General features: G+C 38.6%; 21 protein-coding genes. 1 reads left to right on the top strand and 20 read right to left on the bottom strand.

Features of this window, described 5'->3' with window-relative positions; genetic code table 11:
- Positions 1 to 296 precede the first annotated feature (296 nt).
- The 20 genes from AC4D4A_RS11770 to AC4D4A_RS11675 form a co-directional block, all read right to left on the bottom strand.
- A complete protein-coding gene (locus tag AC4D4A_RS11770; protein ID WP_490996079.1) occupies positions 297 to 1,184 on the bottom strand; it encodes a polyprenyl synthetase family protein in 888 nt (295 codons plus the stop codon).
- Position 1,185: 1 nt separating this feature from the next.
- Positions 1,186 to 1,422: an exodeoxyribonuclease VII small subunit gene (gene xseB, locus AC4D4A_RS11765; RefSeq protein ID WP_066104937.1), complete on the bottom strand. Its 237-nt coding sequence runs from the start codon at positions 1,420 to 1,422 to the stop codon at positions 1,186 to 1,188.
- 1 nt (position 1,423) lies between these two features.
- Entirely contained in the window at positions 1,424 to 2,767 is a 1,344-nt protein-coding gene (gene xseA, locus AC4D4A_RS11760; RefSeq protein ID WP_490996078.1) for an exodeoxyribonuclease VII large subunit, read from the bottom strand.
- A 109-nt stretch (positions 2,768 to 2,876) separates the two neighbouring features.
- A complete protein-coding gene (folD, locus tag AC4D4A_RS11755) occupies positions 2,877 to 3,725 on the bottom strand; it encodes a bifunctional methylenetetrahydrofolate dehydrogenase/methenyltetrahydrofolate cyclohydrolase FolD (protein WP_490996077.1) in 849 nt (282 codons plus the stop codon).
- Between the two features lie 41 nt (positions 3,726 to 3,766).
- Positions 3,767 to 4,153, bottom strand: coding sequence for a transcription antitermination factor NusB (gene nusB, locus AC4D4A_RS11750; protein WP_490996076.1), 387 nt, complete (start codon positions 4,151 to 4,153; stop codon positions 3,767 to 3,769).
- A gap of 382 nt (positions 4,154 to 4,535) precedes the next feature.
- Positions 4,536 to 4,943, bottom strand: coding sequence for an Asp23/Gls24 family envelope stress response protein (locus AC4D4A_RS11745; RefSeq protein ID WP_066104947.1), 408 nt, complete (start codon positions 4,941 to 4,943; stop codon positions 4,536 to 4,538).
- A gap of 29 nt (positions 4,944 to 4,972) precedes the next feature.
- On the bottom strand, positions 4,973 to 6,325 hold the full coding sequence (gene accC / locus AC4D4A_RS11740) for an acetyl-CoA carboxylase biotin carboxylase subunit (RefSeq protein ID WP_490996075.1): 1,353 nt from the start codon (positions 6,323 to 6,325) through the stop codon (positions 4,973 to 4,975).
- Between the two features lie 13 nt (positions 6,326 to 6,338).
- Positions 6,339 to 6,833: an acetyl-CoA carboxylase biotin carboxyl carrier protein gene (accB, locus tag AC4D4A_RS11735; protein ID WP_490996320.1), complete on the bottom strand. Its 495-nt coding sequence runs from the start codon at positions 6,831 to 6,833 to the stop codon at positions 6,339 to 6,341.
- Positions 6,834 to 7,551: 718 nt separating this feature from the next.
- Positions 7,552 to 8,115: a SpoIIIAH-like family protein gene (locus AC4D4A_RS11730; protein WP_490996074.1), complete on the bottom strand. Its 564-nt coding sequence runs from the start codon at positions 8,113 to 8,115 to the stop codon at positions 7,552 to 7,554.
- 20 nt (positions 8,116 to 8,135) lie between these two features.
- Positions 8,136 to 8,795: a stage III sporulation protein AG gene (gene spoIIIAG / locus AC4D4A_RS11725; RefSeq protein WP_490996073.1), complete on the bottom strand. Its 660-nt coding sequence runs from the start codon at positions 8,793 to 8,795 to the stop codon at positions 8,136 to 8,138.
- A complete protein-coding gene (gene spoIIIAF / locus AC4D4A_RS11720; RefSeq protein WP_490996072.1) occupies positions 8,792 to 9,418 on the bottom strand; it encodes a stage III sporulation protein AF in 627 nt (208 codons plus the stop codon). Before spoIIIAF ends, spoIIIAG begins: the two co-directional genes overlap by 4 nt.
- A gap of 12 nt (positions 9,419 to 9,430) precedes the next feature.
- On the bottom strand, positions 9,431 to 10,627 hold the full coding sequence (spoIIIAE, locus tag AC4D4A_RS11715; protein WP_490996071.1) for a stage III sporulation protein AE: 1,197 nt from the start codon (positions 10,625 to 10,627) through the stop codon (positions 9,431 to 9,433).
- Between the two features lie 37 nt (positions 10,628 to 10,664).
- The gene (spoIIIAD, locus tag AC4D4A_RS11710) at positions 10,665 to 11,048 is read right to left on the bottom strand and encodes a stage III sporulation protein AD (protein WP_066104967.1); all 384 of its coding nucleotides are present in this window, start codon (positions 11,046 to 11,048) and stop codon (positions 10,665 to 10,667) included.
- A 26-nt stretch (positions 11,049 to 11,074) separates the two neighbouring features.
- A complete protein-coding gene (spoIIIAC, locus tag AC4D4A_RS11705; RefSeq protein ID WP_049670184.1) occupies positions 11,075 to 11,278 on the bottom strand; it encodes a stage III sporulation protein AC in 204 nt (67 codons plus the stop codon).
- A gap of 21 nt (positions 11,279 to 11,299) precedes the next feature.
- Complete coding sequence (gene spoIIIAB / locus AC4D4A_RS11700) at positions 11,300 to 11,815, bottom strand: stage III sporulation protein SpoIIIAB (RefSeq protein ID WP_490996070.1); 516 nt, start codon at positions 11,813 to 11,815, stop codon at positions 11,300 to 11,302.
- Positions 11,812 to 12,735: a stage III sporulation protein AA gene (gene spoIIIAA / locus AC4D4A_RS11695; protein WP_490996069.1), complete on the bottom strand. Its 924-nt coding sequence runs from the start codon at positions 12,733 to 12,735 to the stop codon at positions 11,812 to 11,814. The genes spoIIIAB and spoIIIAA overlap by 4 nt, the downstream gene beginning before the upstream one ends.
- 223 nt (positions 12,736 to 12,958) lie before the next feature.
- Complete coding sequence (gene efp, locus AC4D4A_RS11690; RefSeq protein WP_066104976.1) at positions 12,959 to 13,516, bottom strand: elongation factor P; 558 nt, start codon at positions 13,514 to 13,516, stop codon at positions 12,959 to 12,961.
- A 21-nt stretch (positions 13,517 to 13,537) separates the two neighbouring features.
- On the bottom strand, positions 13,538 to 14,599 hold the full coding sequence (locus tag AC4D4A_RS11685; RefSeq protein ID WP_490996068.1) for a M24 family metallopeptidase: 1,062 nt from the start codon (positions 14,597 to 14,599) through the stop codon (positions 13,538 to 13,540).
- Between the two features lie 22 nt (positions 14,600 to 14,621).
- Entirely contained in the window at positions 14,622 to 15,056 is a 435-nt protein-coding gene (gene aroQ / locus AC4D4A_RS11680) for a type II 3-dehydroquinate dehydratase (protein WP_490996067.1), read from the bottom strand.
- 68 nt (positions 15,057 to 15,124) lie between these two features.
- The gene (locus AC4D4A_RS11675; RefSeq protein ID WP_490996066.1) at positions 15,125 to 15,637 is read right to left on the bottom strand and encodes a YqhR family membrane protein; all 513 of its coding nucleotides are present in this window, start codon (positions 15,635 to 15,637) and stop codon (positions 15,125 to 15,127) included.
- 133 nt (positions 15,638 to 15,770) lie between these two features.
- On the opposite strand from AC4D4A_RS11675, the gene AC4D4A_RS11670 reads away from it, so the two are divergent.
- Positions 15,771 to 16,718 carry a DUF1385 domain-containing protein gene (locus AC4D4A_RS11670; RefSeq protein WP_490996065.1) on the top strand — a complete coding sequence of 316 codons (948 nt, stop codon included), beginning with the start codon at positions 15,771 to 15,773 and terminating at the stop codon, positions 16,716 to 16,718.
- Positions 16,719 to 16,800 lie beyond the last annotated feature (82 nt).

The following is a 16,800-nucleotide window of genomic DNA, read 5'->3' as shown; positions in this document are numbered from 1 at the left end:
TTATGCAGGTTTTCCAATATTCTCATTTATTTCAATCAGAATAAAGCCTCCGCGAAACCAGGGTCAACGCCCACATGCCATTGTGGATCGCCCTAATTCCTTACTTCCTGAATCGACCCAAAGCTGGGCGCCCCGAGCCAATCCAAGAACCATCATCGATGTGCCCTTTAGTGAATTTTTAGGCTCACTCTCCAGAAAGGTAGACCGACTAGAATACTGCACCACTCTTAGATACCAAAAAGTATAGCATACATCATTATTCTAGGTAAGTGGATTTGGATGGAAAACGTTCCAAATCAATGGTCGCGTTTCGCTACCAAATCAACAAATTTCAGTAATAAGGTCTCATTAAAATCAATTTCGGAAAGTAATATTCTTGCTGATTGAATATGCTTATCGAGCATAATTTTAGCTTTGTCCATTGTTAAAAGAGATGGATATGTACTTTTATGATTAGTAACATCGCTTCCTACAGGTTTACCAATTACACTTTCGGAACCCTCAACATCAAGGATATCATCGCGGATTTGGAAAGCAAGGCCAAGATGGCGGGAAAACTCCCTTAGCTTCTCCTTCTGTTCCAAGCTTGCTTCTGCAAGTATAGCTCCGGCCATAATGCTGTATCCAAGCAGTTTTCCAGTCTTATTTTCATGAATATACTCAAGGCCTTGTAAATCAACCCCATTTTCCTCTGCTTCTATATCGGCCACTTGACCCCCAACCATGCCCTCAGCCCCGGCTGCTCTCGCCAATTCAAGAACTAATTCAAGTTTGATTGACGGGTCTATTTCATATTTAGATTGATTGGCAATGACTTCAAATGCCAATGTAAGGAGTGCATCGCCCGCCAGGACTGCCATTCCTTCTCCAAATACCTTATGGTTCGTTGGCTTTCCTCTTCTTAGGTCATCATTATCCATACATGGGAGGTCATCGTGAATTAATGAATACGTATGTATCATTTCAATGGCACATGCTGTATCAAGGCCAATCTTCCCCTCTTTGCCAAAGGCATGTAAAACAGCCAGCACTAATAGAGGCCTTAGTCTTTTTCCGCCGGCTTCCAAAGAATAACTCATTGCCTTTTGGAGAGTTGACGGGGTATTTAAATTATAGACGATTTCTTCCATCCTTGACTCAATTTCATGTTTATTACTGTTTAAGAAGGAAGCAAACTCTTCCATGTTACTCCTCCTCATCAATGGAAAATGGCTTAAACGCATCTTCTTTCATAATTAACGTTAATTGCTCCTCAGCTGTTTTAAGCTTATCATGACACCATTTCGATAACTCCATTCCTTCTTTATAAAGATTAATGGACTCCTCCAATGGCACTTCTCCATCCTCGAGTCGCGCTACGATTCCTTCCAGCTTAGACATTGCCTCTTCAAATGTGATCGCAACCTCTTCCTTTTTACTCATATCAATCACTCTCCCTAATATCATTAACCGTACAGTCGATTTCACCGTCTTGCACAACAACTGTTATTTGATCGCCTATTTTTACAGACTCAGTTGATTTTATCAAGTTATCTTCATCTTTATAAACGAGTCCAAACCCCTTTTCCATAATCTTAAGAGGGCTGACTGCCTCAAGAAGCGTTACCGTATTCAAATAATCCCGCTGTTTACTTTTAACTGTATGGACAGCCGCACGAGTCATGCGAGACTCCATTTGTTCGATTTCACGTATTTTTCTCGATATCGTATTCAATGGAATATTACGCTCCACCGCTTTTGTGAGTGCAAGCAATTGATCTTGTTTACGTTCAAAATAGAGCTTGCTATTCCGCGAAATGCGCTCTGCCACTCTATCCAGCTGCTCTAGTTTTTGTTGATATAACAGGTGTGGATATTTGAAGGCATATGATTTATGAATAGCCGACAAGCGATTTCTCTCCGTCTCAATCCGCTGATGAGAGTAGCGAATCAGTTTCGTTTCCATTATGGAAATCCGTTCTGCTATATCACTTACCCTTGGCGCCGCCATTTCTGCTGCCCCAGTAGGTGTAGGAGCTCTTAAATCAGCTACGAAATCACTGATTGTTGTGTCTGTTTCATGCCCTACAGCTGAAATAATCGGTATTTTAGAAGCATAAATAGCTCTTGCTACCATTTCTTCATTAAATGCCCATAATTCTTCAATAGATCCACCGCCCCGACCGACAATTAAAACATCAATCGGATACTCATTTGCTTGTTCAATCGCTTTTACGATAGAGGGTGCTGCCTGTTTCCCTTGGACCAAAGCCGGAAAAATCAAAATTTCTCCAATTGGATAACGCCTCTTTAAGGTCGTAATTATATCGCGAATTGCAGCCCCAGTAGGGGACGTAATCACTCCAATTTTAGCCGGAAACAGTGGGATTGGCTTTTTATATATTCTTTGAAAGAGGCCTTCTTGCTCGAGCTTTTTCTTCAACTGCTCAAATGCAATAAAGAGCTCTCCAATCCCATCAGGCATCATTTCTTTTATGTACATTTGATATCCGCCGGTAGGTTCATAAACACGTATTTCTCCTCGCAACAGAACCTTCATCCCGTTTTCAGGAGTAAACGCGAGCGATTGTGCTGATTTAGCAAACATCACCGCATTAATTCTTGATTTATCATCCTTTAATGTTAAGTACATATGACCGCTGGAATGCTTTTTAAAATTTGATATCTCTCCCTTTACATAAATATCCGCAAGATTAGGGTCTGCATCAAATTTGCGTTTAATATACTTGGTTAAGGCGGCCACAGTTAAATATTGATTTTTCTCCATTTTAGACATGGCCTCCTTCTTCGAATTATTTATTTATACATAAATAAGCTGCCGTAAATGTTATTATAGCAATTTTCGGCAGCTTTTTATAATCATACTCTTTATTATTTCACAAAGATTTTTTAGCAACTTGGACCGTATTATACATGAGCATAGTAATTGTCATCGGACCAACACCACCGGGAACAGGCGTGATATAAGATGCTTTTTGTATGACATCATCAAAATCGACATCACCGCATAATTTATTCGATTCATCCCTGTTCATACCAACATCAATTACTATAGCGCCTTCTTTTATATCATCCGCTTTGATCATTTTAGCAATTCCCACCGCTGCAATCAGGATATCGGCCTGCTTAGTAAAATTTCTCAGATCGACTGTTTTAGAATGACAATAGGTTACGGTCGCATTCTCATTTAAAAACAGCTGTCCGACAGGTTTGCCGACAATATTACTTCGACCCACAACCACAACATGTTTACCGGCAATCTCAATCCCTGTTTTTTGAACCATTTTTAATATCCCAAATGGTGTACAAGGCAACAACGTCTCCTGCTTGGTCATCATTCTGCCAATATTGATTGGGTGAAAACCATCTACATCCTTAGCAGGATTAATTGTTTCAATTACCCGTCTTTCATCAATATGCCCCGGTAAAGGTAACTGAACTAAAATACCATGGATATCCGGACGATGGTTCAGCTCTACAAGCTTATCCAGAAGCTTATCCTCGGTAATAGTTGCGGGGTAAGTAATCAACTCCGATTTCATACCCAATTGTTCACATGCTTTTTCTTTATTTCGCACATATGTTTGCGATGCCTGATCGTCACCGACCAGAAAAACTGCAAGGCCTGGTATAATGCCGCTTTTCTTTAATAATTCAACTTCACTTGCAATCTCTTCGCGGATTGTTGCTGATATCGATTTCCCGTTAAGTATCTGTGCCGGCATGACAGCAGTTCCCCCTTAAAATCTAATCATCTTTTCTATTTTTATAAAGATTCTTTGATCTTGGATAATACTGCATTAATAAACTTCGGAGACTGATCATCCCCAAATAGTTTAGCTAATTCGATTGCTTCGTTAATGGCCGCATTCTGCGGAACTTCTTCATTGAATAACAGTTCATACGTAGTTATTCTTAAAATATTACGATCTATATTAGAAAGACGGTCCAATTTCCAATTCTCTAAATTGGAGCTAATAAGACTATCTATCTTTTCCAACTGATCTGTCGTTCCATTTACCAATTGAACCAAATATGGATCTGCCTCTGATTCTTCCACCACATGTTCTATAGCTAGTTCTCTTTCTACTTTCCCAACGTCTATTTGAAAAAGAGCTTGAAGAGCTTTTTCTCTTGCCTCTCTGCGTTTCATGAATAATTCTTACTCCTTTACTTTCGAAAAGTACACTAAACATTGTGCACCTCGTATCATATATGAAATCATACCACATCATGACAAGTAAAGGTAGTATAGTAACATCATTTAAAGAATGACATTTAGTGATTTTACTGTTAACTTACCTGCAGATGCGAAAGACATCTTAGGTCCCCCATTATTTCCCTTATAGTGAACTATATACAAAATCAACTATTTTTTGTTTATAAATAATAAAAGCACTCAGTATGACTGATTACCTACCCCAAGAATGTTAGATGGATACCTAACTTAATACAGGGAAGTTCAGTCCTGAGCGCTTTTATTGTCGGTGCGTCAGTGCCACGGGAGGCTGCCTAAACACCATGAGTTATACAATTTAGATAGTATCCTGGTAATCTGATTCAGCTTTTGCTGTTTCAAATTGAATGCCAACAATATGAATATTCACTTCAGTTGCTTCAAGAGCAGTCATATTCAATAAAGTTTGACGGATATTCTCCTGTGCTTCCTGAGCCACTTTCGGGATAGATACACCGAATTTCACAAGGCAATAAACATCGATTTTAATGCTGTCTTCATTAAGTTCAACTTTTACACCTTTGCCATGATTCTTTTTACCAAGCTTTTCTACAACACCTGAAGCAAAATTACCTCGCATTTGGGCAATTCCTTCTACTTCACTTGCTGCTATACCAGTGATCACCTCAATAACTTCAGGGGCAATTTCAACCTTACCCAATCCATCATCATAGCTCTCTAAATCTACTGTTTGATTTTGTTCCATGTCATACACCTCCAAATCTTCTACCTCTATTATGGATTCATAACGTCATAAGTTTCAAGAAATTTTGTGTTAAAATCTCCAGAAACAAAAACATCATGGTTCATTAACCTTAAATGAAAGGGTATGGTTGTTTCAATACCTTCGACTACAAATTCTGATAATGCACGTTTCATTTTTTTTACAGCTTCGTCTCTCGTTGGAGCATGGACAATCAATTTTGCTACCATTGAATCATAATATGGAGGAATGAAATAGCCTGTATATGCTGCAGAATCAACCCTTACACCAAATCCACCCGGGGGTAAATACATTTCCACTTGACCCGCTGACGGCATAAAATTTTTATTTGGATTTTCCGCATTGATTCGGCATTCAATTGCCCACCCGTTAAATTGAACATCATTTTGCTCAACCGATAATTTTTCACCGGAGGCTACTCTGATTTGCTCCTTTATTAAATCAATTCCAGTGACCATTTCTGTAACAGGATGTTCAACTTGAATCCTTGTATTCATTTCCATGAAATAAAATTTCCGCTTGTGATGATCAAAAATAAACTCAACTGTTCCCGCTCCGATATAATCAACAGCTTTTGCTGCAGTCACTGCCGCTTCGCCCATTTCGGCTCTCATTTCACTATCAATTGCAGGTGAAGGTGTTTCTTCTACGAGCTTTTGCATTCTTCTTTGAATTGAACAATCTCTTTCACCCAGATGTATGACATTTCCAAAGCTGTCCCCTAAAACCTGAATTTCAACATGGCGGAAATCTTCAATAAATTTTTCAATATATACACCGGGATTGCCAAAAGCAGTTAATGCCTCCTGGCGGGTAATGCGAAAACCTTTTAGCAGATCGGCTTCATCTCTTGCTATTCGAATCCCTTTACCGCCGCCCCCGGCGGTTGCTTTAATAATGACTGGATATCCGATGTCTGAAGCCACTTGAATGGCAGCATCTTCATCATCCACAATTCCTCTCGAACCTGGCACTACCGGTACACCGGCCGCGCGCATGGTCTCTCTGGCTACATCCTTGGTACCCATTTTTGAAATGGCATCCGCGGACGGGCCAATAAAAATCAGATGACATTCTTTACACATTTCGGCGAAATCAGCATTTTCAGCTAAAAAGCCGTAGCCTGGATGAATAGCATCACATCCTGTTAGTTTTGCCAGACTGATTATATTCACCTTATTTAAATAACTGTCCTTAGAGGCAGTGGGCCCAATACAGTAGGCTTCATCCGCAATTTGTACATGCAGGGCAGTTTTATCAGCTTCAGAATAAACAGCTACCGTTTCAATATCTAATTCCTTGCAGGCGCGGATAATTCGAACGGCAATTTCACCACGGTTTGCAATTAGTACTTTCTTTATCATGAGTCGGTTCCTCCTATTCGGCTTTTACTAAAAACAGAGGTTGACCGTATTCAATCAATTGGCCATCTTCCACCAATACTTCCACAATCTCACCGGAAACTTCAGCCTCAATTTCATTAAACAATTTCATCGCTTCCACTATGCAAACAATTGTATCCTTCTTAACTTTATCACCAATTCTTATGTATGGGTCTTCATCAGGCGATGATGCTCCATAAAATGTGCCAACCATTGGCGAAGTAATCTTGTGAAGGTTGGATGGTTGTTCTGTTTTTTCTCCCACAACAGGCGGTTTCTCTTCTATACTCTCAGATTGAACCTCTTGTTTTGATACAGATTGTACTGCCGGTGCAGCCAGTACTGGTACATCTGTTGGTTGTATACTGTTTTCTAATCCAGTACTTTTAATAATTTTTATTTTCGTACCCTCTTGTTCAAACTCAAACTCATTAATAGTTGTTTGGTTAATTAATTTTATAATTTCTCTTATTTCCTGTACTTTCATCAGGAACCACCCCTCCTATTTATGACCAGATACTAATATAATACTATAATAGCTGGTAGAAATTCAATTTTGATAAATAGATACCCCGTTTGCAAGTTTCTAATTTTTGTTAAACAGATTATTAAAAAATCCTGTTATTCAGTCTGTATACCTATACAATCCTTACTCCAGTTAGGCAATGAAGTGAGTTTATTACTACTAAAAAAGCATTTAAATGTCACTATTAAAATCTACTATAGATCTTTTTAGAAGCTTTTCTACTTTTAATTCCTCCTCTGCTTTCTCTTAATGACAGATTATTTACATGTTCGATAAAAACACCTCACAATCCTTTTTATTTCCATATAAAATTTTTGGATTGTTTACAATAACTCATACCCACACCTGAGATGGGCTACGTTAAATATCTGTAAAACTATATAAACAGAATTATCCCAGCCTGCTTTTAAAGAGTTTCCTAATCTCTCGGGACATATTCCAGATAATCGAAGATTACCTAAAATCATTTTCAGATTTCGCCAGCTTGTCCGACTCCATTTTTATTTACTGATGGATACACACTAGCTTCCTGCCAATACTAACATTTCGAAAACCACCAATTCACCTGATTACGCACCATCGTATGCTGGCAGATGTGATTTGAATGATCAATTGGTCCTGAATCTTTGCTTACACCAAAAACGATATCGGCAGCTCACCGATATCGTTTTATAGATTGGTACTATTTTTCCGGTTGAAATTCAACAGCAACTGCATTTGTTTTACCAATTTCTTTTGTGACCATTTGGATAATTTCATTTGCAGCCCCTGCATCCTGTTTATCAGCTTTTACAGTAATTTGAATTTGATCACCATCAGCCCTTACCAATGCGTCTTTATAACCAAGTGCAATAATCATCGTCTCTAGCATATCCTCTTTTGTGGACATTTCGGCCAATGCCTCAATCTGTGCGTGCGCTTCCACTCTCTCTTCTTCCGACAAATCGCTTGAAGCTACTTTATTGGTCAGTTCCTCTTTCTGCCTGCTTCTTTCATCATTCAGATCAATTCGCATCGCTTCAAATATGGAATCACTTGATTCATTTGTTATAACTGTGGAAGACTCTTCATTTTCAGTTGAATCTTTAGATGAATTTGTATCTGTATTTGTTTTTTCTTTCGTAGTCTGAGTATCCTGCTCCTGATTTACCGCTGTATCCTGTGGTGTTGTTATATAATATACACTTAGCACCGCCACCAGACTTAACATCGTCAATAACCATACTGTTTGCTTTCTTAACAACATATTTTTCCTCCTTAAAACCCTTATTTTTTAGCTGTTACTGCTACACGGTGACTTGGTACATCCAGCACCCTGGTTACCGCATCAATGATTTCTTTTTTTATACGAACATCATCTGCTCCCTTTGCCACAATTAATACTCCGCGAATAGCCGGTTTCTTCGTTTCTCTAACCAGGGGAACCTCTTTATCCCCTTCGCGTATAATTACAATCTTTTCATCTGTTGAAAAATCCTCAACCTTTCTCTGCCCGCCATCACGGTCTGTTTCTTCTGTTGTTTGGCGCTGTGCGACTGAATTCTTTTCATAAACCTTTGTTTCAGTTGCGTCAATATTAACAATAACGGATACATTTGATACCCCTTGCATCGTTTCCAATGTACCCTTCAATTCACTTTCATACATTTTTTCAATATCTCCGATTGATCCAGACTTTTTTGATGAAGTTGATTTCCAGGTCGTGACCGCTTCCTCTTCTTTCTGATCTTGGGTAGAACTCGCTTGAAAAACTTTATTTGTTTGTCCATTTTCAGAGGTGGGTTTATTCGTAAACATGCTTGCCACCATCAGTAATATACCGGCAATTAAAATAATGGCAAGATACCGATATGTTTTCTTTTGCTTGCCTCCCTCATCTCCTTTGGACAATAAGTCCTTAATCTTTTGAATCCAATCATTTTTCAAAGCCCATCACCCCCTTCATTTAATCCGATTACAATTTTATTTGAATCAATCCCCCATATATTAGATAGTATTGTGGATAGTTCGGATGACGGTACATCATTCATATTGGTTTGTTTCTCATCAATGTTAATATCGATTTTTTCTACTGGCTGGACAACTTCTGAGCTGGACTCTTGGCTTTCTGCCACAAATACGTGTATGGCTTCAATATTTTCTACATTCATTTCTCCATTCTTATCCAAAAGTGTAATTGTAATATCTTGAATGGCATAATTACTTTGGTCCATCAGCTCCTTTTCTGCTTCATTTTTTAATTGGACAGCCATATGTTCCAATATATATGCCTGCTGTGTCTCTTCTATTTCTCTTTTCTTACTTTCCATTGAATTTTCTAATTTCGGATTTTTCCATGTACTGCTCTGCATGATTTTTTCCTGAATATTACTTGTAAAATTTTTATTAAAAATAGATAGAATAGGAGCGATGAAAACAGCGATCAAAAGTAACCCGATAACTAGCTTTGTATATTTCTGCATGGTCGAGTTTGGAAGAAGCATGTCCAAAATGATCGCAAATAAGATAAAAACGATTATATTAGTTACCCAGTCAGTTAATATACTCATTCATTCAGCCTCCTATCGAACCATCATCGTGATATTTCCTGCAGCCACGATTACAGTAACGGTCAGGAAGAACATAAGGCTGACAATGGCCAATGCAGCGAAAACGAAGATGATATTTTTACTGATAATCTCAAGACACTTAATCATCTGCCCAGCTCCAAGCGGTTGTAAAATCGCTGCAGCCACCTTATAGACCATGGCAATCAACAATATCTTTAAAGCTGGAAAAGCTGTCATAATCAATAGAATGACCACACCCGCTATCCCAACTGTATTTTTTAAGAGGAGAGATGCTCCAATTACGGTATCAGCTGCATCGGTAAACATCCTGCCAACTACCGGAATAAAATTCCCAGTCACAAATTTTGCTGTTCTGATCCCAATTCCATCCGCCACTGCAGTTGATACTCCTTGCACAGAGATCACTCCTAGAAATACGGTCATGAAAATACCTAGCAATCCCACACTCCAGGTTCGTAATAAACCAGCTAACTGAGTGACCTTGTAATGCTCAGAAAGCATGCTGACTATGCTTAGCAGAGTCGATAGAAATAACATCGGCAAAACAATATATTCAATTAATGCTCCGCTCGTATTCATTAAAAACAGGAGCATCGGATGAAAGAATGCTGATGACAGTACACCTCCAGAGCTTGCAATTAGCGCAAGCAATAAAGGGATTAAGGCAACCAGAAAATCCGTGATGGCGGCAATCGTATCTATCACATAATCAACTGCTACATAGAAGCTATTCAGTGCAATAATCATCAAAACCATGAAGACTATTGCATTTGCCACTTTACTGACAGATGTTTTTTCAAAAGTGCTTTGCAATGTTTGCAGAAAGACACTGAATACAGTCAATAAAATGAGTGTTCCTAATAATTTCCCATTAGCAATAATTTCATGGAAAATGAATTTGAGAATACCACTGAGCCATTCTTTTAAAGAGAATTTTTTCTCTCCACTTATAAAATCTACAAAGCTTCCTTTTTGGGACTCAGGCAAAAAACCTCCATATTCCTCGTATACCGAATCCCAAAATTGCTTTAAATCATCAAGAGGAATATCACCCACATTAAATGTTTCAACAGCCTGCGTTTCTTCTGAAAAATCAGTAGAGGTGGGAGAGGCTTGAGTTGTTTGGCCATTGCTTAAGCTAAGAATTAGAAATAGAATGATGATACTTGTCCACTTTAATTGCTTCATTTATTCTTCAGCCCCTTTAAACCTTTCACCACAATGATTAGTTAGGAATCATCTGAATGACGCTTTCAATAATGACCGTTAAAATTGGAATGGCCATCGTGAGGATGATAATTTTTCCAGCCAATTCAATTTTTGAAGCAATTGCACCCTGCCCAGCATCTTTTGTTATTTGTGATGTAAATTCAGCAATATAGGCAATTCCAATGATTTTCAAAACTGTTTGTAAGTAAACCATATTCACATTTGCATTAACGGCCAATTGCTGAATCATTTGAATGATTTCATAGATTTTATCTATCAGAAAAAGAAATATAGCGCTTCCGACAAATACAACAAGTAAGAAAGCTAAATTTGGCTTTTGTTCCTTGATGATCATTGCCAGAAATGCTCCAACCAGTGCAACACCCGTTATCTGCAACATTTCAATGGCTCATCACCCCAATATTCCTATTGAAATAAAAACACGGATTTAATTCGATCAATCAACTGACCTACCACCTGTGCCACATTAAATAAGATATAAATAAAACTCACCAATATGACCCATTGTGAATATTCCTTCTTGCCCACCTGATCAAGAATCGTATGAATGAACGCAACAATTAGCCCGACCCCTGCAATTTTAAAAATAATATCGATATCAATCCCCATAACCCACTATCCTCCCTCTCGCTACATCATTAAAATGGCAATGAGCAGACCTGCAAAAAAACCTAGACTTCTGGCCATTTTGTCGTATTTCACCTGCTTATCAACGGCATCTGCTTCCTCCCTCTCGAGATGAACCAATGCCAACTGAATTTGTTTTTGCTGGCTCTCGCGATCATGTCTACCTAATGTTTCTCCGAATTGGAGAAGGATATCTATTTCTTTTTGCTGTAGTTCTGATTGATTTCTTACCACTTCAAGACTTTCACCCCAGGCTGCCGACACAGATTGATTGGCTGAGCCGAGCCTGCCTGCAAAGTCCGTAAAAAGAATCGAAACTGGAGCAGGAATTTGTTTTGACAGTGTTAATACAGCTTCTTTTAAGGGAGAATGTCCATACATAATTTCAGCTTCCAAAATTTGAAGTGCCGCTCGTAAATCACGAATATGTTTAGGTCTGGTGATTAATTTTTTAGAAACCTCAAAGCCGATAAGGGATGTAGCTATAACAATTAAAACTGCACCTAAAATTTTAATCATACTCTCACTCTTTCCCCATCAAATAGCACCTTGCCTGTACGATCTTTTATTTTTGATATACACCCTGGACGATCTATTCGCTTGAGTTCCACAATTCTCTCAAAATTAGCTTCCTGTACGATGTTTTTCATGATGGGCCTGGCTAATATATCATCAAGCGAATGTCCATGTGCCGTTATAAAGAGCGTTATACCAGCGTTTACGGCTTCCATCATCGCCTCAGCATCTTCCATTCTTCCGATTTCATCAGCAACAATGATTTCCGGGCTCATAGATCTAATCATCATCATCATTCCTTCAGCCTTTGGGCAGCCATCAAGCACATCTACTCTAATACCGAAATCCATTTGTGGAACTCCTTGAACACATCCAGCAATTTCAGATCGCTCATCTACAATTCCCACCTTCATCGCACGAATCGGATAGGAGCGATCTCCACTGGAAGCATAGCGGGCTAAATCTCTTAAAAATGTCGTCTTCCCCGTTTGCGGTGGTCCGATAATCAGAGTCGATAGCCAGCGATTATGATATAAATACCGAACCCATTCATTTACCAACCCCTTCTTTTGTCTGGCAATCCGGATATTAAAAAAAGTGATATCTCTAAGTCCCTTCACTCTTCCATTTTCCAGAATAACTCTCCCTGCCAAACCAATACGATGTCCTCCCTGAACGGTTATATAACCGCGTTTTAACTCTTCCTCGAGCATATAAAAGGAAAACTGGCTGACTTTATTAAGAAATAAATCTGCATCCTCCCGTAATACAGGCTTATGCCCATACGAGATTCCATTTCCGAACATGACTTCAAGCGGTCTTCCAACTCTAATTCTTATTTCTTCAATATCCCCTGGGTTTTTGGCTATTTCTTTCAACTCAGCGCCAATAGCCGGAGGTAATAATTCAATGATTGAATCCATATCTCTCCCTCGCCTGGTCTGTCATTATTTAAAATGTATTCATGGACAGGCCGTTTATGACTTTTTTAGAAACAAAGAGGTTATAAACTGAAAAGGGAACCAAATTAATTGGCATTAAAAGTGAGGAACCTTGTCCTGAATTTTAGAAACCGGAATTTACAGAAGAGGGCTGAAAACAAAAAAACTCCCGGGAATTTACTCCCGGGAGTCTTACACCTATTTATTAACCTCTGGATACATAAGAAGCATCAGAAGTGTTGATGATCAGCTTGTCACCTTCATTTACAAAGAAAGGAACTTGAACAGTAAGACCAGTTTCAACAGTAGCTGGCTTCGTGCCGCCTGATGCTGTATCACCTTTGATACCTGGTTCTGTTTCAGTTACTACCAATGTAACAGTTGTTGGAAGCTGAACGCCAAGTGTTTCCGTTTGGAACATCATGATAGAAACTTCCATGTTTTCTTTCAAGAATTTCAATTCATATTCGATTTGCTTAGATGACAATTCGATTTGATCATATGTTTCGTTATCCATAAACACATGATTATCACCACTTGCATATAAGTATTGCATTTTACGATTTTCGATATGTGCTTTGGCAACTTTTTCACCAGCACGGAACGTTTTCTCCTGGATAGCACCTGTACGAAGATTACGTAATTTAGAACGTACAAACGCAGCTCCTTTACCAGGTTTTACGTGTTGGAATTCGATTACTTGCCAGATACCGCCATCCACTTCGATTGTTAGACCAGTTTTAAAATCATTAACAGAAATCATACAATATAGCCTCCTACAGCCTTATAAAATAAGTAAATCTTTCGTTGAATGAGTAAAGGTTTCGTTAGAATCCTCCGTAATAAGGAGATCATCCTCGATTCTTACCCCTCCAACTCCAGGTAAATAAATACCAGGTTCACAAGTGACAGTCATGCCTTCTTCCAAAATAATATCTGATTTAGCAGAAAGTCCAGGACCTTCGTGCACTTCAAGTCCAATTCCATGTCCCAGGGAATGACCGAAGTATTCTCCATATCCTTTGGCAGCTATGATATCTCTAGCAAGAGCATCTGCTTCGCGACCTGTCATACCCGGTTTAATATGCTCCATTGCATATAACTGAGCTTCCAGGGTAACATCATAGATTTTCTTTAATTCATCAGTTGGGTCACCGACCGCCACTGTACGTGTAATATCAGATATATACCCATTATAAAGGGCACCATAATCCATTGTGACAAAATCGCCATTTTCTATTACTTTTTCTGTTGCAACACCGTGCGGCAATGCAGAACGTGCACCAGAAGCGACAATGATATCAAATGATGATGAAGTAGCCCCTGCTTTACGCATAAAGAATTCTAATTCATTAGATACTTCTATTTCAGTTAAACCTGGACGTATATACTCAATAATATGTTTAAATGCAGCATCTGCTATGTCTGCTGCTTCCTTTAATATCTTAATCTCTTGCGGTGTCTTAATCAAGCGCAATTTTTCAACAACATTGGAAACAGGAACAAGTTCACCTTCCACAACTTTTTCATATACCTTATAGGTAGAATAAGTAAGGTCATCCTGTTCAAACCCGATTTTTTTTGCACCCATTTCCTTCAATTGAGCCGCTATCTCATCTTGAATTGGTCCGCTGTGTTTAACAATCTCAAATCCAACCGCCTGTTTGCCCGCTTGCTCCACGTATCTAAAATCTGTAATAAATTTTGCATCCTTCTGGGAAATCACGACTACTCCCGCTGTTCCAGTAAAATTAGAAATATATCTACGGTTATATGGGTTTGTAATGATGATAGCATCAATATGTTCCTGACTTAATCTTTCACGCAATCTCTGAATTTTTTCCATTGAATAGACCTCTCCCTCATGATTAAGTAGTCAATAAAGCACGTAACGCCAATTCATAGCCATTCAACCCAAGACCTACAATTTGACCCTTCGTTACAGGGGCAGTGACAGATTGATGACGAAATGGTTCTCTGGCATGGACATTTGAAATATGTACTTCTATTACTGGAACTGAAATAGAGGCTATCGCATCCCGTATCGCATAGCTATAGTGCGTAAATGCCCCTGGGTTTAAGATAATCCCTGAAGCCGAATTTGTTTCTGCCTCATATAGTCTATCTATGATTGCTCCTTCGTAATTGGATTGAAAACACACCAATTGCGCCCCGAGTTTTATAGACTGATTTGCTAACTGCTCTTCAAGATCTGCAAGAGTCGTCCTTCCATAAATCTCGGGCTCCCGAAACCCAAGGTAATTTAGATTTGGTCCGTTGATTAAATAAATTTGTTTATCCATAACCAGGCTCCCGTGTTTTAAAGTGATACTTTCAATTTTAACACAAGAGTGAAAAATACGACTACCTATTACTGGACGGAATCCACTTTTACTTCCTTTCCTTCCTCTGCCTCTAGTTTCCGTTCATGATATTCAAAGCTGATGGAGTAACCGACAAATAGTCCGTATAAGATAAAGATACATAAGGTCGTTACAATGGTATCCGCAGACAGTTCCCCAACCGTTTTCATCCCTGGAAATAATGGCCTTAATACAAGAAATGAAAGACCCCACAGAGCAATCCCATATACAATACCAATCCAATAAGATTGCAGCTTACGAAAAATAAAGGAGTAAACATAAGCAAAGAGCATAGAAATAAGACACAGGCATAAAATTGACAGTACCACGCCCATCCACCCTTTAACAAAATCGGCTTTCACCCATGTTCGAAGAAGAAAGGTTGGGCCTATTTCCGTAAAATGAAAATAGTGACAGATTTGAAAAATCGCACCCCAAAGTAATCCTCCATAAAATCCAACCGAATTAATTACACCATAATAGCCCATCGGCTTTTTCAGCTTTTCTTTTGCTGTTTCCATAATTCAATCACCTCATAAATGCTAGTATGTGCGAAACAGACAAAGTTCATAAGAGAAATGGAAACAATCACTAGTGAAATAGAGAAAAATTCTGTAGAATAGATAATATAGACAACTTAACCATTATGGAGTGATGAATAAATTGGATAATAAGCCAATCTACGGCGGACAGGCTGTATTAGAAGGTGTAATGTTTGGAGGCAAACATTGTACCGTTACAACCATTAAACGAAAAGATGGATCTTTTGATTCCTATGCACTGCCAAAAACCAGCCATCCCCTGCTGGTAAAATTAAAAAAGATTCCGTTTCTGCGTGGGATTGTAGCATTATTGGAATCCAGTGCAATAGGCTCCAAGCATTTATCTTTCTCTACAGATCGATATGACGTTGACCCGGCGGATGACCATAAGATTGAAGAAGAAGAAACATCTAAACTGGGTATGATTTTGGGTGTAGCAGGCGTTGGGATTTTATCCTTTATACTCAGTAAATTACTTTTTACCGTAGTACCAATATTTTTGGCTGTTATTTTTAAGAGCATAGCACCCGGAGAAACAGTACAAGTATTATTAGAAGGTTTTTTCAAACTCACATTATTATTACTATATATCTATATCGTATCGTTAACACCGCTCGTAAAAAGAGTCTTTCAATACCATGGGGCAGAACATAAGGTTATCAACGCATTTGAAAGCAATAAGGAATTAACGGTGGAAAATGTTCGTAACGCATCTAGATTGCATTATCGATGCGGAAGCAGCTTTATTTTATTTACCGTATTTGTTGGAGTTTTTCTATATATGTTCGTTCCTTCTGATGTCCTTTATATTCGTATTTTAAACCGAATTGCCTTAATTCCAATTGTTCTTGGTGTATCATTCGAAGTACTGCAGTTAACCAATAAAGTACGTAACGTTCCTGTATTGCGCTTTTTAGGTTACCCGGGACTATGGTTGCAGCTTTTAACGACTAAGGAGCCAAGCGATGAACAAATTGAGGTAGCCATCGTATCATTTAACAAAATGCTAGAAACTGAAAATAGCTACAAACAAGGTTTACTCGAAGAAAAAATAGTGTAAAGAATAATAAAAGAAAAATAATTTCCTTGCTTATTGTTTATTTTTTCCTAAATATGCCAATGATGCTCTTAAAGGAGGTGCT

Source organism: Pradoshia sp. Z5_111, assembly GCF_058267535.1.
This window is presented reverse-complemented; position numbering and strand designations above follow the sequence as displayed.